A 20,989-nucleotide genomic window follows, 5' to 3' on the forward strand; every position below is an offset into this window, starting at 1 on the left:
AAATCAGCATACGCTTTTAATTCTGCTTCTTTATTTTCTTTAATACGTTTTAGTAAATTAACAGCGCTGCTATCGTTTTTATAGTAATCCCTTGCTTTATACTGATAAAATTGATTATCCCGTTTTGAGAATAGGATGATGCCGTCCATATTGCGGTCTGTGTAGCTTAAAGCATCCTTTTTGCCATAATCAAACAAAATATTGGTAATTCCAGGCTCAATAATGAAAAAGTATCCATTGATGCGCAACCAGGACGTTTTATTAACGGGAAATTTATAGGTAACTGTACTGTCGGCGCCTAAACTCTGCTCATCAACCGCAACGGGAAACCATGCAGCATCAATCGGATGTTTGATGATCACCTTCTGATCACCAGCATTTAGAACTTTAATCTTTACCGTTGCTTCCTCGGCCTTTAAAATAAAAGACATCAGACTAATGGTAAATAAAAGTAGTAGCTTTCTCATAGTGTAAGATAAAAAAATACCGGGAAATTATTTGTCTTCAGGTGGTTGCTTAGGAATCTGGATACTTATCGCGATGGTGCATTAAAGGTTGACGAACTTCTACCAGAAATTGAAAACCTAAATATTATCGATGATATGGCCGTGATCACATTGACAATGAAATTGAACGGAAAGTTTAATGACGTACCGTTTGAAGCCAACTATCGCTATATCAGGTTTTGGAAAAAATTCGGTGATGGGATTAAATTAGTAGGCGGAAGCGGAATAGCTATTTTTTAAATCTGGCTTATAAAATTGTCCTGAACTACAAAATTCATTTTTTAGGAGCTGTGGACACCCTAACTGTACAATTCATGCGATCTTTAAACTTATCCTTATCCGCTGGTGGAAGTTCGACTGTAATGGTCACTGTAAATCTTTCAACCCTTTTCACATCATTTCCGCTTTGGCTACTGGGAGAACTTAAAGGGAATGCATTTTTTACATTACTGATCTCCGATACTTTACCCGAAAGACTAAGTTCAGGAAAATCGTCCACAACAATTTTAGCGGATTGGCCATTAAGCAAATGCCCAACCTGATTTGATTTAAAACTGGCAGTAACACAAAATTCACTGACCCCATTCACTTTTTTATTGTCAAGATATGCATCATCCGTAAGTTCAAAATTTCCATCTCTTGATGGAATGATCTGGCTGCTTAACAAAATCTCAGACCATTGTTTCAAAAAACTAGCCGGAAATTTCTTTGTTTTCATGGAAACAAGCACCATATGTCTACAAGTTTTGCCATCAATAATGTAAATAAGCGTAGAAACAGGTGTCTGCTCAGATTTCAGCGTTCGGTTTTCCAAACTGATCAGTCTATAGGGATTAGGCTTGATTTTATTTTCCCCCAGAAGTGTATAAAGAATGCCTTTGTCCTTTAATAAATCGTGGGACACATCAATACTGTCCAAAGGCTTAGTGTATTCGGTGATGTCATCATTTAATATCATCACCACTTTTTGCCAGCTATCCTTTCTATCGTCCTTAACATCCCACTTATAATGACGACGAGAAAAATCAGTCTGGACAGACAATTTCTCATCAAACTCCCAACCCTCAGCTTTCGGCCACCGGATTTCTATATCTTCCCGGTTAGATTGGGCTTTTGTCAGCCCAAACACCAACACCAGGACAATTAAAGTAGCAATGTTTTTCATTTGCATTTTTCAGTAGTAGATATAGTAAAGTTAACTTAGAGATACAGTTTATTTAGTGTTGACCTCATAATAATGCAGTTTATTTATCCACTCTTTCCATAAATATTGAGCCTTTTGCTGCAAGTGTTCTGATGACATTTCAAATTCTGTTCGTGTATCAGAAGCATTCGAATTATAGGCTGTATAGAAACATACATAAAAAGCACTGCGTTCCACTATCTTTTTTGATAAACCTAAAAATCCACTTTCTACATCTTTCCATTCTACAAGCTCGTACCTTATACCCAGGTCTTCAGATTTTAAATGGATGTAAAAAAACGAATCGTATATTTCTTCAATCTCAGTTCTTTTTGTTCTAAGCTCAAAACCAATGTACAGGTCTTTCTCTACCCATGCAGACGACGAAGGCATTTTATTACTGGTTACTAAATTTAAAATCTGCTTTAAATATTTAGTATTTTCTTCTTTTGCTTTTAAAGGATAATCAAAAAGTCGTTTAGGCTGAGTTTTATAAAGTGAAACAACGATTTCATCGAAGTTCTGTCCCGCATTTATAGCATTCAAATTACTTTTAGCATCGTTAACTACATCGCGTATATAGTCTAACTGAGTGTTTGCAAATTTCTCGGCAATTAGTTTAAAATACCTTTGAGCCTCATTTTTATCGTTTAACCCCATATGGGCATGAGCCATAAAATAATTATTAAAACTCTCTGCTTTTTCACTTTGCATTTTCTGGTAAACCGGATTGCTAAATAAGTTACTTACATAGCTTATACTTTGATTGTGCATGCCCTTAGCCATTAAAAAATTGAAAAATACAATAGCCGTATCCAGAACTATACTTACAATTGTTTTATGTTCATCTCCGTTTTCTTCAAATTTTTGTATAGTTTGTTCATAGATTTGTTTTGCCTCCTCATATTTTTCTAATTGTCGGTAAGCAGTTATCAGGTAAAACATTACCTGGTACCATTTTTCAGCTTCCAGTATGCTTTTGTAATCATCGAAATTAGAAAGTACTTCCAGGCAGAATTTCTCCAGATTCAGGGCACTTTCATTTCTCCAGGAAATTTCCATCCCATTATCTAAGTTTTCCCAAAAAGGAGAAACCTGATAACCCTGCCAATGTATATCCGAGGCGAATTTACACTCGTCATTAAGATAGCTCTTATGCTGATACCAGGATACTTGCTTAATTACAATACCCAGATTATTGCAAAGCATTGCAAAAGTGTGTGGTTCATTGTTGATCGATAAGCCCTTACTACTGTTAAAGTAAGTATCAAATGCGTGGTAGCCGGCTAAACCATATTTTTTTGCCGTTTCATAATACATTTGGGCCGAATAATGATCATTCTTCCCTTGTGCCTCATTGCCTTTTTCCAGATAGGAAGTTAGGATATGATAGCAAATTGCACCATCAGGATAAATTGGAAAATCGATACTTCGTAAATCGACATTTAGGTATTCAGCAGTATCATAATATCTTTCAATTGCTAAATCTTTTATCTCCTCAACTATATTATAATATTTGGTCAAATTATCGAAACCTTTTTTTGCATTCTTATCATTGAAGTAATAGTTGTTACTCAACATCCTCCAGGCTATGGCATTTTTTGGATTTTTTTCAGTTTCACTAATAATAATAGGTAGATATTTCGAAACTACCTCCTGACGGTTTTTGTACCCAAATTCTGTTGGCATATCAAAAGCTGTGGGATAAAATAAATTGAACAAATTCCAATGCTTATTTAATTTCCCTTTATTAAATAACACTTCTATCTTTTCTGCATAGTCTTTACACTCAACAGGATCTGCTAACTCAAAATGCGCCGACAATAATTGCTCCGCCTCGTCAAATCTTTCTAATTCCAGTAAAAGCATCCCACCCTCATAATTTCTGGACATCATTTTTGGTGCATGGTTAAACGATTTCAGGTAATATTCAATGGCTTTGGTTTCTTCTCCTTTTTCTTGATGGAGATAAGCCAATCGGTAATAAGTCTCACCAAAAGCCTGATCTTGTAAAGGACGATTGTTTTGTATGCCAGCAACATCAATTAGTTTATCTTGCAAGGCTCCAATTGCAAGATCATTTAACGATAGTTTTTCCAGATATACATAAATCAACCAATCATACGCCTGAAGTCTACCGGCTATATCACTACTCGTATTTAGTATAAGGCTACAATCATCTTGTATGCCTAATACATCGTTAAAAACAGGGCTATTCTTTATCCTTATACGCCATAATAAGGCATCAAAATGATGTGGTTCTTTGCTTAGTATGGTTTGAACTATCGTTAGAATCTTTTCACAGGTGTTTTTGTTTTCAATAGCTGATAACAAATCGTCTTCATTTGAAAAATCAAGTGTGTTGTATAATTCTATGATGTGGTTAAGTTCGTTTGAAAACTTTTTCATTGATGTGCATTTATAGGTATAGGAAGTACAAAAATATTTTAAGTGTTTTAGCTCTTGAGATATGCTTTTAACCGGATCATTATTTCTGCATCAAAATAATAATCACTGTATTTGTCCTGGACATCCTCGCTGACCATTTCTTTATCCGCCGGATAAATCTCATTCTTGTCTACAACAAATACCTGCGGTCCTTTAAATGCATAGGCAAAGCCATACACTGCCATTTTTCTCGTTACGGCATCAAATTCATAATCTGAAAACCAGTTGTCAGATATGTTGGAAATTCCCCATTTCCCTGTCTTCTGCATAGCGAAGCAGTCCTCATGCAACCAAATAATATCCTCATAATCATCAAGCGGAATAAGCCAGTTTGGATGCGCGGCGTTACCATCAAAAATGCCTTTCTGATCTCCTTTTTGGGCTAAAATAAAATCAGTTGTTTTCTGATTTCTATAAGCCAGCAGATCTGTAAGCGCATCATACTCATAGGGTAAAATAACTCTTTGTTGTTGCAAGCCTAATGCACCATATTTTTTTTCTTTTCTTAAAATGAGTGCATTTGGAAAATTCGTTTGCCTGACGATCTTTTCGAAACCTTTTTCAAGCATTGCACCATCCCTGCCAAACAACATTAACTGATTTGAGTCCTTATGTGGGTTAACCAGGAGATAGCCATCCCCGAGGTCTTCTATGGCAGAGACCGGGAACTCCCCTATATATTTGAAATGCCTGTTAAAGATGATCCGCTTTCCTTTTCCGGCTATAACTGAATAATAATAACCATTACCCTCCTCAAAGCACTGTTCAAAGTCAAATTTCAGGATCGTTTCACCTTCACTATCTATCACTCCCCATTTATCATCTTTCCGTGCTGTAAAATTGCCTTCATCATCCAACGATATTACCTCATCAAATTCAAAGGGGGCAGTGACGGCATTCTGAACATTTATAAGCCCATATTTCCCGCCCCGCTTAACAACCGCTCTTCCCCCTTCGAAATCAAAGGCATCCTGGTACACAGGACTAATATGAACTTTTCCTGACTTATGGATGAATCCATATTTTTCACCTTTAAGTATAACAGCTAGATCTTCCCCTGCAAAACCATAAAACTCATCATAAATAGGTTCAACCAGCACTTTCCCTTCAGCATTTTTTAAACCCCAAAACCCGCCCTGTTCAAAATGTTCCACTTCTTCAGTAGCCTGATCATAGGCATCCACTTCCAACTCGAAGATGTGTTTTAAACCATAATCATAATCAGGATAGTTCAACAAGGACTTAAAATCACTAAAGCCAAGAACAGACTCCCTATGAAATAAAGAAATATCCAATAGTGAAACATCATCGTTTTCAATAGCCCTGTTTATAACGACATTATTAATGGCAATGCTTTTTAAAAGCTCATTAGCTTGCTGCTGGTGCCCCTGATCCGACATATTGAACACATCCCAGGCATCAACATGAAAATACGGCTGTTTCAGTTTATCTAAAAATTCAAACAGGGATTGTTTCGCTAATTGATACTTTTCGATATCATCAATCATTTCATCTTGATGCCGCTCTAAAAATTCGTAAAAGAGTTTGAGATTATTTATCCCTTCCCGGGCATTATAATAAAGTCCGTAGTTTTCAGGATCTGTATGCGTGTTGTAAATATTACCGGACACAAATCCATTAGCAATTAATAAAGGCTGCAGTAATAATGGGACATCATAGCCCCATTCTGTTAACATACAATTGGATTGCCTGACTTCTTCAGGCACACTGACATTATAAATATAGACTCGGTGTGACATTTTCAGATTTTCTTTTGGATAGTCATTAAAAATTGTGCCATTTAGGCTCCATGGTTTCCACCAGAAGCCGAATATTATCCCAAATCAAGTCACAACAAAGCATACAGACTACCTTATGTTTCGATATCGTTTAAAAATAGCCCAAATAAGAAGAAGCACTAGGCCCAATGATATAGCCAACAAATAACATTTCCAAAAATACAGGGGTGTAAACAGGTACTTAGTAATGAACAAATTTTTAACTTTCATTATTGTAGAATAATAAGCGTAAATCGAAGAATGGCTGGAAACTTAAGGTTTTAGCAAATAATAAAACCATTTTGTAGTTTTGATCATCATGGTTTTCAACATAAGAACAATAGATTTCCCAGGCTTACTGAAAAAGATTGAAACAATAAGATCCTTTTTAAAGGCCTTTCTTTATCAGAAATTGAACAGATGATCGGCTTACCAAAAAACTTTGGGAGTTTTGATTATGGTATTGAGGCCGGTAATTGGAAATTAAGCGATTGCTTGGTCGAGATATGGTTTAAAAATCAGATTTGCACTGAGGTTGTAATGGCAAAATCAAGTAAATTAAGTGAATAGTAAGTATTCGAACTAGATCCTATCGACTTTTTTTAATCTATACATCTACAATATATGGGAATATTTGACCTCTTCCGAAAAAAACAGCAAGCTGAACCCGTTTCTCCTGCCCAGACAAAGCAGCCTTATCTGGGGAATCTGGAAAAAACACAGTTAATTTTTGAACTGATTAAAGTCCCCCATGAGCAACGGGATGTGCAGTGGCAGCAAAGCTTCCTGAATAATATAGTACAGGCCAGTTTTCGATGTGGTGATCCCCAGGTGATTACCGGTCCGGATGGTTTTCCGTACGTCCAATTGCTTATGCCCAGGCCGAACGAGAGTTTTCAGTGTTACGTAATTGAACGGATGAAAGATGATTTCCTGCTGGAATCCGGTTATGGGGTCGTTATCAATCCTGATGCAGGGCAACCTGACTGGGTATTGTCTTATGGCGATATTCTGAACCTGCATTTGAATGGTTCATTTTATACGACAGGACCAACACTCTTTTCAACGGCAAGGGAAGATGAGACGATCCTTAAGGATGAGAAAGCTTTAGTTGGTCAGCCTTCCGAATTGATCTTACCTGCAATGACCAGGACTATATTACGTGAATTCCTGATCACTAATGGAATTAAGTCACCAAAAGTACTACTGATGTCAAGAAGTTCGACTGATTCCGGCGAAATTTCTCAGGATCTGGTTTTTAATTTAACCCCGGCTGATTTCGAAAATGAGGATATCTTCAGAAGTGTTATGCAGCACTTAGGTTGGTTTTTGCCCCGGCATTATTCCTATGTGGGATTGGGCGAGAATGGGCCAAACGATGGATTTATACCGCTTTAATGTCCTTATCCTACTTAGTTGCTTCGTATTGAAAGAATCTGCATGAATCACACATTTTATGAAAGAATTACATCCATGAATGTCAGTGAAATTCGGCTTAATTTCCATACTTTTCAATAGCTCTTGCTATTCTTGAATTGACAAAGTGTAGTTCAATTAATGTCAATAAAGGATACCCAATACAAATAATAAATGTTACTGCGATTTCTTTGCTGCCAGGATTTGTAGTGATTAAAGCTGTAATACCTCCAGTCGAATTGATAATATGTCATACCAAGAATACAAGGATGTAATAAGTGTACCTGATCAGTGAAATAGCTGGTCGTTTCTACCCGCTCATCTTGCTAAGTTAATAGCTTTGCCATTAAAGTCTACTTTATATTTTACGTTGCAAAAGTCTGTCAGAGCTATGTGATCTGTATTTAATTTAAATGCTTCATCGCCACCAAATGATACGAAAATATCAGAACCACCAAATTGCCATTTTATAAGCCCGTCTTTGCTGATACGGGTGACCAAAATCTCTCCGTGAATTATAAAATCATCTTGAAGTTTGTGAATTTGAAAACACGTAGCCTGATCAGCTTGAATGCTCCATATTAAGTCAAGGCTAGGGAGCTTTAAGTAGAAAACTGTATCAGCGCAACAGATTAATAATTGATCATTATCTATCAGAGATGAGTTTGATGAAATACCTGTACTTCCTCCAGTGCTAAGGACAATACAGTCGTTTATTTCTTCTTCATCACAATATATTTTTACACCGTGTTTTGATGATGGCTGATAATGTTCTTCGCAATTGGAATAAATCTTTGAATAATTGAATTTATTGTCTGATGATCCATATTCATAAGTTGAATCGTCGAATATTTGAATAACTAGATTTTGATAAGAGTGTGTGTTCATTAAAATAGATGTGGTTTGTGATATGCATAAATTCTTACCAGTGCTAGAACCAATATGACCACCAAAAGCTAGAATGCAGCACAGATGTTATTTAATTAGTTGCTTAATTAGGTTAACCAAGGCAATAGGAATTCCACCTACTAATTCAAGAAATAAGCCAAAAACAGGTAAAAGTAAATATGCCCAAAAGGGGTACTTAAATCTCGTTGTTGTACCGCTAATAAAATTTTGAATCGCAGGTAAAACTTTGTCTTTGTAATGCCAAAGAATCAAAAAAATCAACAGTAAATAAAATGGAATCATTAGATTTACAAAAGAATTACTTCAATTTCTTCTTTTCTTTTAAGCCCAGGTAATTCCCTGTATTAACAACTTTCTTACCCGTCGTCTGTTCCAGTTCCTTTCTTGCAATACCTGCAATGTCGCCACCACGCTTCGCAACCTTTTTATTTTCCATAAGCCCAATAGGATTTTGAGCTTTAATAATCTCCGTAGTAGATGCTTCTCCCAGCATAGAAAATATTAGTTCCAGATCACTCATATGATCACGAAGGTTTTGTTTTTCAAGTCCTTTAAAATTTTTATGTTCCGAAGGTGTCACGCCAAATGTAGCCTTACTAATCTCAGCTGTTAATATGCTATATTCAATTCCTTCTTTAACCCCATGATTTTTCCATTCTCCTGTCAGCTCATCCCTTACAGCGATTCCTCTTACCCGCTTATCAATCCAGCCTTCGCTATATCCTTTGGCTCGGTAAATATCGCGCATTCTAGCTTGGGCAAGTTCCGGGTTTTCTATTTCATCTAGTCTATCAGAGCCAACCTGGGCAAGCCATAACTTAAATGGTTCAGCCTTAGTCGAGGGAACTGATTGGATAATTCGTAATAAGCCTTTTGTGTCAGAAGCCTGAATTTTTCTTTTTTTACCGTCAGCGGCTAGCATTTCAACCAGGGTACAAGTTGTACCCCAGTTACTTTTAAGCTGTTCATCCCTACTCAGCATCTTCTTGATATATTGTTTTACATCTGTGCTATCGGTAAGTATTGCAACCACATCTTGTACGGAAAAATACCATTTCTGCTCAGTTTCGCTCCATTCAGAACGAATTCGTTTGCTTTCAAATAATTTGATATCCATTTAATAAAACATTAAGAGCTAAGATAAGCAACTTTAAACCCAGCATCCACAAGTTTTAGGTAATATACGCTCATAGACACTAATCGAGATAATTGGCTGGTAATTTCCCGTAAGCGTTAAAATATGCTTCCACGATATCAGGTAAGTTCATCGTATCCAGCATTTGTTTTATCGCAGTATGTTTTTCCGATTCTTCCCGATTATAAATTGCTCTTTCAGTATCGTCATCATCCAACGTACTTGGCGCGCTGTTAAGTATATTCTTGATCTCTGTTTCTGCCGAAACTTCCGTTATCTTCTCCATTAATTTTGAAAATATTTCGGAGGAGATTGTTCCATACCTAAAATCAAGCTTTTTCTTCTTCAGGAGTTTAAAAATAAATGTATATACTGGTATAAATTCTGGTGTGTTAACCGAAGTTGTAGTCTTATAAGCGAAACAATCAAAGGGACTCTCATTGCTTATTTGACCGATGTTTGGAAAACGTTCGGTAATAATGCTGGATATCACCGATTTAAAAAGCTCATTCCCATTTGTTGCCAGTTTAAAACACCTGTTATTCTGGTCATGTACAATAGAGTTATGAGCAATGATTTGAACCAGGCCATGGATAAAAAGCCGTAAACAGGACAAGTCAGCGTCTACTACGGGAGGTTTGAAATTTCTTTCGAAGTTCTCAAAAGAAATCAACTCTTTCATTTTATAGGACCTACCAAACCTTCTGGCCTCTTTATAATCATAGGCACGGTTTCGCCTGTATATCCAATACTCATATCTCGCTGAAGGGTATATTAAATCGCGGTATACAGACTGCTCAAAATTATTGCCTAGCACTTCGGCAACAAATTGATCGTAATATTCGAATAAATATTTAATCAGGTTTGCATAGCGGTTCTTGTTCACTACGTTAAAACTAGGGTCTAAATGATATCTCATAGCAGTTTTAGTTATGCATTGAAATCCATTTTTTGCCAGTTTATTGTTTTGGTCTTAGCAGCCTCGCCGTCTGATATAAAAGCTTTTAGTATTGCTACTGGGTTAAAATCGACTGTATTGTAAAACATTTTTCCTGCAAAGGTATTCCTCAAAAACTGCAAGGAAATTACAGTAACACAAAGACAGCCTGGTTCAATCTTAAATTCAAATTGTTGTGGAGCTATAACGTCTGCTTGATATTTGTATTCTATTTCTGTTGTTTGAACAGGATTGAAATAATGCTGTCCATTTGTCAGATCGAAAATGCCAAGCCCAAAGCTCAACATACAATGTCTGATTTCTTTTGGAAAGTTAAGCTCCTGTGGGAGTCGCATTTCTGGTATACTGATCTTTAATTTGTTCCCCGTCACCTCTAATTCCGGACGTACATGAAAAATATTTCTTACCAGTGAATGTTGATTGAATTCAAAACCATTTAGCCTGTCAAAACTATCGCTGCGGAAATCGAAAATGCCTTTATCTATATTTTTACACTGATTTAGAATGTGTACTACTTCAGAATTTAAACGATTTACCATTTCGCCATCGGTAAAATCGGTAGTAATAGGATTAAGATTATTCCTCAAGGTCATGGCTAGCGTACTGGCTTTTCCGAAAATTTTGGCTGCGATTTTGCTGGGCTCAGTATAACTGGAAGGTGTAAAAACAGGTTTTTTTTGAATAACCTGTTTATTTCGGTATTTCTTGTATACCGTAGGACCAATTTTGCCTGTAATAAATTTTCCATTAACTCTAGCCATAATTACATTGATTTGAGGTTTAACAAATGCCTGGCTTTGCATCGACCAGGATAGTATAACTATGCGCAATTAGAGTGCCAGATTAATGCAGTTATCCCGGGTAATAATAGTTAAAGGCGGAGTGCATGCGGGGTATAGGCGGGCTCAATGCGGGGTATGGTAAAATGGTGGCCAAAGATATTCCCGGGTTGTCTTATACTGTTTGGCTTAATCAAAATCAAATTGTAGAGTTATTTCAATCTAGTAAGGCTAATATCAGTAAACATATCTTTTAATCAAAAGAATTGATAAAAGATTGAACTGTTCGGAAATTCCGAACAGTTCAAGAACATTTTATTCCGGGCATATACAGCCAGTTTATAGGCCATTGGTGCTTCATCGGAGATTGGCACCCAAATGGCAGAATGCGAAATATAGATCGTGTTAAACATAAGGCTATTATGAATTTTATGAAGTATTACGTGAATTTTGAAAACCCTAATATGATGATTACATTTGATAAAGAAATTGAACAACTATTAGGAAGAACAACACCTATGGGAACTGAAGAATATCTATTACAAAAAAGAGAAGCCGAAGGGATTCAAATAGGAGAAGCCAAGGGAATTGCCAAGGGAATTTCTAAGGGACGTCACGACGAGGCGCTTGATATTGCTCGTGAGATGCTAGCCGAAGAGGAACCCCTTGAAAAAATCATTAAGTATACTAAGTTGTCAATTGAAGAAATCCAGTCTCTATAGAAGGTGGGGCTCCCTGAGCAGGGTAAATCTCAGTTAAGCAGCTCAGCCAGTTTCTTCTCTAGGGCGCTGCCTCTGAGGTTATGGGCTATGATTTTACCATTCGAATCCACTAAATAATTCACTGGAATTTGTTTGATGTTTAAACTTGTGGCCAGGCGTTTTCCCTCGTCATTTGTATTAACGAACGAATCCATCTTAAGTGCAGCGACCATACCTTTCCAACGTCCGAGATCATCTTGACGATCTAGTGATACCGTCATTACCTCAAATCCTTTTTCTTTATACATTTTTTTTGCCTCGATCAAGTTGGGCAAAACTAAATAATTAGTTTTCAAAATGATCTGTGTTTTTTCAAAGCAATTAGTTTATTAACTTAGTACTCATGAAGATTCCAGAAGAAAAACTCTCCATATCAGATAACATCATTCAAGCTATTGTTGATCAACCCTCTAATGCGCCAAAAATACTGCAAGAGGATTTAAGTAACCACAAAACTGAAATTAGTTACCTTATCGACAATTACCTGCCTGGCACATATAAAGTATCCGTATTTAAAATAATCGATCTTGCCTTTGGGAGTGAACTTCAAGGTACATTAAAAATAAACTACAATGCCACAGAATTTAGCGGATGCGAACTAACAGAAACAGAATTAGATAATTTTATAAATGTGAACTTCGCTATTGATAAACACACACTTCAGGTTATTTTAACAGGAGAGGAGATTAGGGAAAGAGACAGTTTCGAAGAATTTTAGTGAGCGAAGTAGCATTTGAAATTACAGGAATTATGGATGCATTTGTGGAAATTTCAAAATATATACTAAAACCATCAGCCCCCCGCCTCGTTAGATTTACAAAAGCCTATTTCTTTTCTTTGGTGAAAAGGGTCATCTGTCCACCTTGCTTTAAGGCCATTTCTTGCTTTTCCGCATTAAATTCTATTACAATCCCCGCACCATCGAACTTAAACTTATCTTTTGCTACAGCTTCGAGAGGAAATGCTGCCTGACCAGTGGCCTGGGCAACGAGGGAGGTGCCATTTTTGGTAAAAGTTATTTTAATCGGCATTGTTGTGCTTGCATAAATTCCGAGATAGGAATCCAGCTCTTCCTTCTTTAAGACAACTTCTTTAAATGAGGGAATTTGAAATGATTTACCATTGCTGATGCTCAATAACGCGACACTTATATCATTTAATGGATAATTCAGTCCGTTTATGCAAGATGCAATTGAGATACCGCTTTCTTTAAAACTATAAAGCACGCTGTAACTGCCATAAGTTCCCCCATTGTGGCCTAAGCCAGTTTGATCATAGAAAGGAACCCTTAATAACCCCATTGCAAACTGATTTTGATCCTTAAACGCACTCATTTGAGCGTAACTCTTTGGGCTAACAAGTTTACCTGAAGACAGCGCGTTCATAAACGTAAGCAGATCCGCAGGTGTGGACAAAATATCTCCCACACCAATCACATTTGGGAAGTAAATATCTTTTCTATCGGTCCAATTGCTGATCATCGCGTAGGGTCTAGCCTCTGTTTTTCCGCTATTATTAGGTATTCCAGAAGACGTATTTTTGAGGCCTATTTTTTTTAAAACCCGGACTTCCAGTAACCTACTGTATGGTTTTCCTGTTATCTCTTCGAGAATATATGCCATTAACAGATATCCGGAATTACTGTATTGTTGCTTGGTACCGGGGTCGAAATGTGCATTTCTTTTGGCAATGGTGTCCAAAAGTTCAGCTTTGGGATGTGGGTTAGTAATCCAACCTTTGTTGGTCACATCATTTACATAATCCATCAAGCCACTGGTATGCGACAGCAAATCTAAAACGGTTATTTTCTCAGCGTTGGGCATCCGAGGAAAATATTTCGACAGTTTGGTATCCAATGATAACTTGCCCTCATCTATCAGCTGAAAGATCATTGTAGCAGTGAAAACCTTAGTGATTGATCCTATTCTATATTGTGTAGCGGAAGACGCACGAATAGTATCTGGACGTAAGGATTTATATCCCAAAGATCTTTGGTAAACAAGTTTTCCGTTTTTAGCAACTGCGAAGCTTCCCATGCTTTTATTGTGATCGCCTAATGCATTAAAAAAGCTGTCTAGCTTTGCGGTATTGATATCCTGGGCTGGAGCTCTAAGGATAAATAGAAAGAGTAATAATGTGAAGGTTATTCTCATGTTATAATTGCGTTAATTGTACTAAATATAAAGAAATAAATGAGTATTAAATATTGAAAAGCTATCATGCCTAATAACTAACCATACTATATTCTGATTATGCTATTTAAAATGACATTCACCTGCGGTATTGTCTAACATATGTTCTAGATTTAGTAATAATTAAATCCCTGTAGATGTCTAGTCATAAACCTAGATTAGATCATATCGGGCTAGATTAAACAAGAATTAAATGCAATAAATCATAGAATATTAAACGGAATCATGAAACACAAAATAAAGATAAAATTGTCTGTCGGATTAACCATTATCTTATTCTTTTTTTCTAACGGAATTAACCTTGCTCAGGAATCCGGTAAGAAAAAAATGAATGAAATGTGGGATGGTAAAGCAAATTCAAATAGCGAAACAAATACAACAAGAGGTAGGCTGTTTAGAGATGGTAAATATGCTATGTTTATTCACTGGGGTTTATTTTCTCAGTTAAGTAATAAATGGAAAGGGAAAACCTATTATGGTATTGGCGAATGGTTAATGAACAGCAATATGGCAAATATTTCTGCTCAGGATTATTTGCCAGTAGCTAAAGATTTTAATCCTGTAAACTTTAACGCAAAAGCAATCGTACAGCTAGCTAAGGATGCAGGTATGAAATATATAGTGGTTACCAGTAAGCACCATGATGGATTTGCCATGTTTCATTCCAAAGACAATAAATTTAATATCGTTGATGCCACTCCTTTTAAGAGAGACCCGATGATTGAACTGGCTAAAGCTTGCAAGGATGCTGGACTTGGCTTTGGTTTCTATTATTCTCAGAATCAGGACTGGACGGCACCAGGTGGTAATGGTGGACCTGAGAAAGATGAACAGGGAAATAAGAAGATATTTGATGATTATTTTAAAGAGAAGTGTTATCCTCAGGTTCAGCAGATTACTACAGATTATGGCCCAATAGAACTGGTTTGGTTCGATACCCCAGGAGGAATGGATAAGAAATATGCAGAACAACTGGTGGCCTTAGTTCATAAAAATCAGCCTGGAGCTTATGTATCTGGTCGTGTTGGCCATAATCTGGGTGATTATTCTACACTGGGTGATATGGAAGTGCCTAAACAAAATGTAGAGGGCTTATGGGAATCCGTGGATGTAACCAATGATGCATGGGGATATGCCTGGTACGATCAGAATTGGAAAAGCGCTAAAGAACTTTTAACCAGAACGCTTTCTACTGTAGCTAGGGGAGGAACTTATATGCTTAATGTTGGGCCAAAACCAGATGGTACTATTCCTGAGCAGGCGGCTCTTGCATTACGTAATTCTGGTAACTGGATAAAGAAATATCCGCAAACATTATATGCGGCGAAAGCGTCTCCTTGGAAACATACTTTGCCTTGGGGTGATGCTACTGTACAGGGAAACAAAATCTCCCTGCTGGTGTACGAATGGCCGACAACCGGACATTTATACCTTCCGGGATTGTTGTCTGAAATAACTTCTGTGAAATTAGTAAACAATAAAAAACGTGAGGCGTTAAAATTCACCAAAAAGAATGGATGGTTGGATCTAGCTATACCTGTAAAGGCGCCAGAAACTTTGGTTTCAGTTGTTGAAATAACGGTTAAGGGTAGCCCAAAGGCAAATTCAATACAAAGTGTAGATCCAAAAATGGAAACTGTGATCTATGCTGATTTTGCTAAGGCAATAAATTGTGAGAAAGCCGGTAAGTCCTGGATGGAGAAATTTGGTGAGTGGAAGCATATTACCCAAGTGACCAATTGGGCAACAGACAGTAAACTGGAATGGGACCTGGAAGTGCTGCAGCCTGGTTATTATCAAACTGAACTAAATTATACTGGTTTAGGGCGTATAGTCTGGAAGGTTGAAAATAATGAAGGAGGAATTGTTCAAAATCAACAAAACTCTTCTTCTGTGTATACCTGGTATCCTATGGGATGGATGAAGTTTGAACATCCGGGAAAATATAAAATATCTGTATCTCTGGTAGAGGGAGATGGACAGAAGGCTAGTCTATCTGCAATAAGGCTTAAAAAAGTTGAGTAAATTGAGGACAAATGAATAAACCATTGTAATAATTCCTTGCCAAGGTTTTGGACTGGGCAGAATAATCCATCTTATAGATTGTATTGTCTATCTTTTTTGGCTCAAGGTATCCTAATTTTAGAAGTGTTTTTAAGTTTTTATACTAAGAACGTTTGACATGCAAGGGCTGACTCGTAAAAAATAGAAATATTTGAATTATATGAAATATGTAATCACATTGTCACTGATTATAATCGCATTTGCGTCCGCTTTGGCAAAAAAGGAAAATAATCGAGATCGAACGCTCCATGATTCCGTTTATCAATTTAAATCAGCCAAGGTTGTGCTGAAACAAAATCAAATTGTTGCTTCCACCGGTAAATTGGAACGCGCATGGAAATGGACAGGCCGGGGATTACAAACTATTAGTCTTAAAGATATACAACGTAAAAAGGAGTATGCGCAAATCAGCCCAAAAATGAAAAGTGACTGGAGCCTTCCAGGTGCTATTACTGATTCTTCAAAAGCCGAGTTGGTAAGTGTCGCTGTCTCGCAAGAAAATGATGAAGGTTTCAGCAATAAGTTTCTTCAAATTATATCAACTATAAAATATCCTGAATCGAAATTATTGGTACAACATGTAGTGTGGGTATATCCTGACGCCGTGGGGATCCGTACGCAGCTGCGTATTAAAGCAATGGAGGGATTTGTTGCCAAAGGGATCAGAGTTGAGGAGGAAAAGGTAGACAGTTATGGGTATAAAATGGAGTTACCCGGGGCGCGTTGCGATTATCTTCCTTTGAATTTTAATCTGGAAAACCAACGTCGCTATTGGGGATATTACAATAATCCAGGTGGAAGACATGACCCTAGTCGTGACATGTTGGAAGAAAAAGTGGTAACAGGTTATCCTTTGTTTTTGCCTGAGGATAATAACTGGGCTAGTGGTTTAAGTGTTGAATATAAGAAAGGAAATGAAGGAGTCACGATAGTTAAGGAATCACCAAAAGCTGTAAATCAACAGGCCCATCTCACCGGGAGTTTTTATTCAGGTCCGGGTGGATTGCAAGTAACCGGTTGGGGATTAGATGTTGATGAAATTGTGTCTGATCGTTTTCGGGAGTCTTGGGCTACCTGGACCATTTTATGGAGTGGTGGTAATGATGGTATGCAGCTAGCTTTGAAAAAGTTTGATCGCACACGGTATCCTGTTTTCCCTGAAAGAGATATGTTCATCCTCAGCAATACATGGGGTCCTGCTGATCCGGATGGCGCGAGATTTACGGAACAGGATTATTTAATGAAAGAAATTCCTGCGTTAGCCGATCTGGGTGTAGAGGTCATGCAGATTGACGATGGATGGCAAAAAGGTGGACGTTTTAGCGACGCCAGGGATTTTGAACCTCGTTACAAAGATGGCTGGAAAACCCTCAAACGGGAAGCTGATAAATATAATCTTCGCTTCGGATTATGGGTAACTGCAAAATACTGCACGGATGAGGAAATGAAGAAAAATATTGATGAACTGGGATTCATTTCCTGGAAAGTAGACTTTGACCAGTTGCATACACGCAAGGATTATGAGGATAGAATAAAAAAATACAGGAATGTGATGAAATATGCACCAATGAAGACCCAATTTTCATTTTGTCCAGAATATGATGATCCGCGTTATGGCTGGTATTATTGTAAGGAATATGGCAGTATTTATTTTCAGAACATACAAGAAAGCTTGCCCGCGCATTTAACCATGGTGCCCTACCAGGTATTGCGCCAGCATTGGATGATGACAAAGTATTTCAATAGTAATAAACTGCAGGTATTGTTGCAAAATCCGAAGCGTGCTAATGCAGAACGTAGTGATGCACCGCAATATAGCCATGCTTATTCTTTTGCTATGGGACTGCCTTTTGTACCCTGCTTTTTTCAAAGCGGACAGTACCTTGATCCTCAGGGACGTGAAGAATTGAAAAAAATAATCGCTTTATATAAGGTCCATAGAGAAAAAATGTTTACTAGCTATACATTCCCCATAGGGGATAAGCCAAATAATGCAGGTTGGTCAGGATTCCAAATGGTCAGTGAGCAGGGGACCAAGGACAATTATTTATTACTATTCAGGGAAATACACAGTGCCGAACTTGTTAAAACGGTATCCTTGAAATTTTTATCTGGTAAAAGTATCAAAATAACCAATTTGCAAACAGGGGAAAAAACTCTGAAAAAAGTAGATTCTAAGGGGAATGTTAGTTTTTCAATCAAGCATCCAGCTGATTTTTTATTTTTAAAATATGATGTAGTTTAAGAAACAAGGAAACAGCCATTTAACGACTAATGATACTTATCTTGTAACATCGACAGATAAAAAAAACATTTTCTGTAGTATACTCTTTTTAATATTGGTCTTTTTCAGAGGGATGTTGTTGGAATTATATTTTGTTAGGTTAGTACATGTCTAGGGCTCAACCGTATTTTATTCCGTTAAACTAAGCGATTTTGGTGGATTCCACCAAAGTTCTCATTACATGTGTATCACAATTATGGTCGGATTAGTTTTGCAAGTAGAATTTACAGGCAGCCACTATGACAACTTATATCGATCCATTTGTAGACTTTAGTTTTAAAAGGTTATTTGCTACAGATGAGAGTAAACCCATTTTGATAGGGCTTTTAAACAGCATCTTTAAAGGCAGAAAGTATATTACCGCTATTCAATACGGTAAAAATGAGTATCACGGAGAAAATATTGATGAAGGTGGGGTCGTATTCGACATAACCTGTACCGATGTTGATGGCAGTAAATTCATTATCGAAATTCAACGAGGTTATCAGAAAAACTTTAAAGAACGTGCCTTGTTCTATACTTCGAGGGCTATAAGTGAGCAAGCACCAAAAGGAGGGAGGAAGGATTGGGGGTACAATTTAACAGAGGTTTATCTGGTTGCATTCCTGGAAGACTTTAACCTGCCTGATAGCCCAAGATCTGAGTATGTTCAGGATATCTGTCTGGCCAATAGGTATACAGGAAGAATATTTCATGATAAACTAGGCTTTGTTTTCATTGAGTTGCTTAACTTTGTGAAGAAAGAAGATGAGCTAGATAGAGAGCTGGATAAGTGGTTATATGCCTTGAAGCATTTAACTGAGTTTAGTAAGCGTCCTGAATATTTATCCGGTCCGGAATTTGATCAATTGTTTAACCTGGCTAAGTATGCCAACCTAACTAAGGAGGAAAGAGAAATGTATAACGCAAGCTTAAAATACAAGTGGGATAATAAGAATGTGATGGATTACGCTAGAACTGAAGGAAGAGCTCAAGGAATAGCAGAGGGGAAAGCAGAAGGAAAGGCAGAAGGAAAAGCAGAGGGACTAATTGAAGGTGAGCATAAAAAAGCGGTTGAAATGGCTTATGAGATGTTAGCTGATAATGTTCCTATTGATAAAATATTGAAATATACCAGGCTTTCTATAGAAGAGATTGAAGCTTTGAATTCTTAATCTCTTAAAACGGAATATCAATGGGATACAGAATCTGAGTGGTTACGAATGAGTAACATTATATTTTTTTTCGATAAAATCTTTTAAAGCAATAGCGTCATTACTTCCAATGAGGACAGTTTTATTTTGTCCTTTTGAATAGGATATTTCAATGGGTTGTTGTAAAGGCTAGTTTCAAAGGACTCCCAAAAAGTTAAGTTATGTTAAAATCTTACTTTTAAGTGAATTAAAATTATATTTTTATCGTATTAGTTTTAAATTAATCGAAATATATGCGCTTCTTAATCCTTTTTACAACCTTGTTTTCACTGAGCTCACATGTACTTGCTCAGGATGTTTTTTTGCCATTTGAAGTGCAAGGTACTGCAAATGTAGATACAGGAACCGTTAACTTAATACTGACTGCAGATTCAATATACTATCCTAAGGAGCTATTAAATCTAAGTGCAGAAATACATGATGGAAGGTTTTTTATTAAAGGAAAGATTCCATATGCACACCCATTTTATGTGGTGATAAATGATTATAGATCTGAGGTATTATATATTGAACCTGGAAAACAGACGGTAATTGTTGATGTAACTAAGAGTAGGGGCACTCCGCAAGTCAATAATAAGGTAATGAAGGAGTTTTATACGGATTATAGTGATTCATACAGCGTACTGTGGCGTAGACAAGATTCAATTGCCAATAAATTGTCGAAGCTATATAATAAACCATTGGATAGTCTTTCTAAGCTAACAAAATTGGCTCTTGAACAGGAAATACGGGAAGGCTACATGGAAAATGACAGGATTTTATTAGCCTATACCAAAACACACCCGAATTCCTACATCGCATTTTGGAAATTGATACACCTTCTGAATTTTGGATACCAGGAAATCTTTGATGCTATTTTACCTGAGTTCTCTAATGGAATAAAAAATACACACCCAGGATTATTATTTAAAACGAAACTTGCTGCGGCGGGAGTATTAGGTAACGGAAAGATATTTCCGATAATAAATTGTGTTGATGAAAATGACAAGAAACTAAACGCCAGTGATCTAAAAAGAAACAAATATACTTTGATTGATTTTTGGTATAGCAGTTGTTCACCCTGCATCGGTACATTTCCCGGATTATGCCGTGTATATGATCAATATAATAAACAAGGATTTGAGATTATCGGTATTTCTGTTGACAGCAAGGGGAAACGAGAAGATTGGCAAAGAATTATTAGTGAGCACAAGCTTGTATGGCGCCACTATTGGGACAAAGATGGAGTAGAAGCCACCAGGCTGTCTATCCGGGCATTCCCCAAAAACTTATTATTAGATGAAAACGGCAAAATCATAAAGCAGGATATGAAAGAAGAAGAACTGTCGGAATTTCTATCTAAAAATCTAGTAGGCTCATTTATTAAAAGTAAGTAACCCCTAT

Annotated in this window: 18 protein-coding genes; 8 read left to right on the plus strand and 10 right to left on the minus strand. The window is 37.0% G+C overall.

What is annotated here, in order from left to right; translation table 11 throughout:
• Positions 1 to 467 (minus strand): hypothetical protein (locus B9A18_RS25130; protein WP_159452596.1); only part of this gene is annotated, 467 nt, incomplete at its 3' end.
• 45 nt (positions 468 to 512) lie between these two features.
• Here B9A18_RS25130 and B9A18_RS03485 point away from each other — a divergent pair.
• Positions 513 to 746, plus strand: coding sequence for a nuclear transport factor 2 family protein (locus tag B9A18_RS03485; protein WP_200816300.1), 234 nt, complete (start codon positions 513 to 515; stop codon positions 744 to 746).
• Between the two features lie 34 nt (positions 747 to 780).
• Here the strand turns inward: B9A18_RS03485 and B9A18_RS03490 are convergent, their stop codons facing one another.
• The 3 genes from B9A18_RS03490 to B9A18_RS03500 are packed head-to-tail and all read right to left on the minus strand — an operon-like array spanning position 781 to position 5,897.
• Complete coding sequence (locus tag B9A18_RS03490) at positions 781 to 1,671, minus strand: HlyD family secretion protein (RefSeq protein WP_084287263.1); 891 nt, start codon at positions 1,669 to 1,671, stop codon at positions 781 to 783.
• Between the two features lie 48 nt (positions 1,672 to 1,719).
• A complete protein-coding gene (locus B9A18_RS03495) occupies positions 1,720 to 4,098 on the minus strand; it encodes a tetratricopeptide repeat protein (protein ID WP_084287264.1) in 2,379 nt (792 codons plus the stop codon).
• A 47-nt stretch (positions 4,099 to 4,145) separates the two neighbouring features.
• Positions 4,146 to 5,897 (minus strand): WG repeat-containing protein, encoded by a 1,752-nt coding sequence (locus B9A18_RS03500; protein ID WP_084287265.1) that lies wholly within the window; start codon positions 5,895 to 5,897, stop codon positions 4,146 to 4,148.
• A gap of 642 nt (positions 5,898 to 6,539) precedes the next feature.
• On the opposite strand from B9A18_RS03500, the gene B9A18_RS03505 reads away from it, so the two are divergent.
• Positions 6,540 to 7,313, plus strand: a complete 774-nt coding sequence (locus B9A18_RS03505; protein WP_084287266.1) for a hypothetical protein — start codon at positions 6,540 to 6,542, stop codon at positions 7,311 to 7,313.
• A 336-nt stretch (positions 7,314 to 7,649) separates the two neighbouring features.
• Here B9A18_RS03505 and B9A18_RS03510 read toward each other — a convergent pair whose 3' ends face one another.
• The 4 genes from B9A18_RS03510 to B9A18_RS03530 form a co-directional block, all read right to left on the minus strand.
• Positions 7,650 to 8,219 carry a hypothetical protein gene (locus tag B9A18_RS03510; protein ID WP_084287267.1) on the minus strand — a complete coding sequence of 190 codons (570 nt, stop codon included), beginning with the start codon at positions 8,217 to 8,219 and terminating at the stop codon, positions 7,650 to 7,652.
• A 319-nt stretch (positions 8,220 to 8,538) separates the two neighbouring features.
• The gene (locus B9A18_RS03520; protein WP_084287268.1) at positions 8,539 to 9,357 is read right to left on the minus strand and encodes a BRO family protein; all 819 of its coding nucleotides are present in this window, start codon (positions 9,355 to 9,357) and stop codon (positions 8,539 to 8,541) included.
• A gap of 79 nt (positions 9,358 to 9,436) precedes the next feature.
• Positions 9,437 to 10,294, minus strand: coding sequence for a hypothetical protein (locus B9A18_RS03525; protein ID WP_084287269.1), 858 nt, complete (start codon positions 10,292 to 10,294; stop codon positions 9,437 to 9,439).
• Positions 10,295 to 10,305: 11 nt separating this feature from the next.
• Positions 10,306 to 11,094 (minus strand): hypothetical protein, encoded by a 789-nt coding sequence (locus B9A18_RS03530; RefSeq protein ID WP_144009384.1) that lies wholly within the window; start codon positions 11,092 to 11,094, stop codon positions 10,306 to 10,308.
• A 440-nt stretch (positions 11,095 to 11,534) separates the two neighbouring features.
• On the opposite strand from B9A18_RS03530, the gene B9A18_RS03535 reads away from it, so the two are divergent.
• Entirely contained in the window at positions 11,535 to 11,834 is a 300-nt protein-coding gene (locus B9A18_RS03535) for an RpnC/YadD family protein (RefSeq protein ID WP_144009385.1), read from the plus strand.
• A 29-nt stretch (positions 11,835 to 11,863) separates the two neighbouring features.
• Here B9A18_RS03535 and B9A18_RS03540 read toward each other — a convergent pair whose 3' ends face one another.
• Positions 11,864 to 12,169 (minus strand): TlpA family protein disulfide reductase, encoded by a 306-nt coding sequence (locus B9A18_RS03540; RefSeq protein WP_084287272.1) that lies wholly within the window; start codon positions 12,167 to 12,169, stop codon positions 11,864 to 11,866.
• 47 nt (positions 12,170 to 12,216) lie between these two features.
• On the opposite strand from B9A18_RS03540, the gene B9A18_RS03545 reads away from it, so the two are divergent.
• Complete coding sequence (locus B9A18_RS03545) at positions 12,217 to 12,591, plus strand: hypothetical protein (RefSeq protein ID WP_084287273.1); 375 nt, start codon at positions 12,217 to 12,219, stop codon at positions 12,589 to 12,591.
• 106 nt (positions 12,592 to 12,697) lie between these two features.
• On the opposite strand, the gene B9A18_RS03550 is transcribed toward B9A18_RS03545, so the two are convergent.
• Complete coding sequence (locus tag B9A18_RS03550) at positions 12,698 to 14,026, minus strand: serine hydrolase domain-containing protein (RefSeq protein ID WP_084287274.1); 1,329 nt, start codon at positions 14,024 to 14,026, stop codon at positions 12,698 to 12,700.
• A 264-nt stretch (positions 14,027 to 14,290) separates the two neighbouring features.
• Between B9A18_RS03550 and B9A18_RS03555 the strand changes: the two genes are divergently transcribed.
• The 4 genes from B9A18_RS03555 (at position 14,291) to B9A18_RS03570 (ending at position 20,982) form a co-directional block, all read left to right on the plus strand.
• Positions 14,291 to 16,090, plus strand: a complete 1,800-nt coding sequence (locus B9A18_RS03555; RefSeq protein WP_084287275.1) for an alpha-L-fucosidase — start codon at positions 14,291 to 14,293, stop codon at positions 16,088 to 16,090.
• A gap of 322 nt (positions 16,091 to 16,412) precedes the next feature.
• Positions 16,413 to 18,374: an alpha-amylase family protein gene (locus B9A18_RS03560; RefSeq protein WP_159452597.1), complete on the plus strand. Its 1,962-nt coding sequence runs from the start codon at positions 16,413 to 16,415 to the stop codon at positions 18,372 to 18,374.
• Between the two features lie 278 nt (positions 18,375 to 18,652).
• Positions 18,653 to 19,567 (plus strand): Rpn family recombination-promoting nuclease/putative transposase, encoded by a 915-nt coding sequence (locus B9A18_RS03565; RefSeq protein ID WP_084287277.1) that lies wholly within the window; start codon positions 18,653 to 18,655, stop codon positions 19,565 to 19,567.
• 272 nt (positions 19,568 to 19,839) lie between these two features.
• Positions 19,840 to 20,982 (plus strand): TlpA disulfide reductase family protein, encoded by a 1,143-nt coding sequence (locus B9A18_RS03570; RefSeq protein WP_084287278.1) that lies wholly within the window; start codon positions 19,840 to 19,842, stop codon positions 20,980 to 20,982.
• Positions 20,983 to 20,989: the final 7 nt, after the last annotated feature.

Source organism: Pedobacter nyackensis (genome assembly GCF_900176505.1).
GTDB classification, from domain to species: Bacteria; Bacteroidota; Bacteroidia; order Sphingobacteriales; family Sphingobacteriaceae; genus Pedobacter; species Pedobacter nyackensis.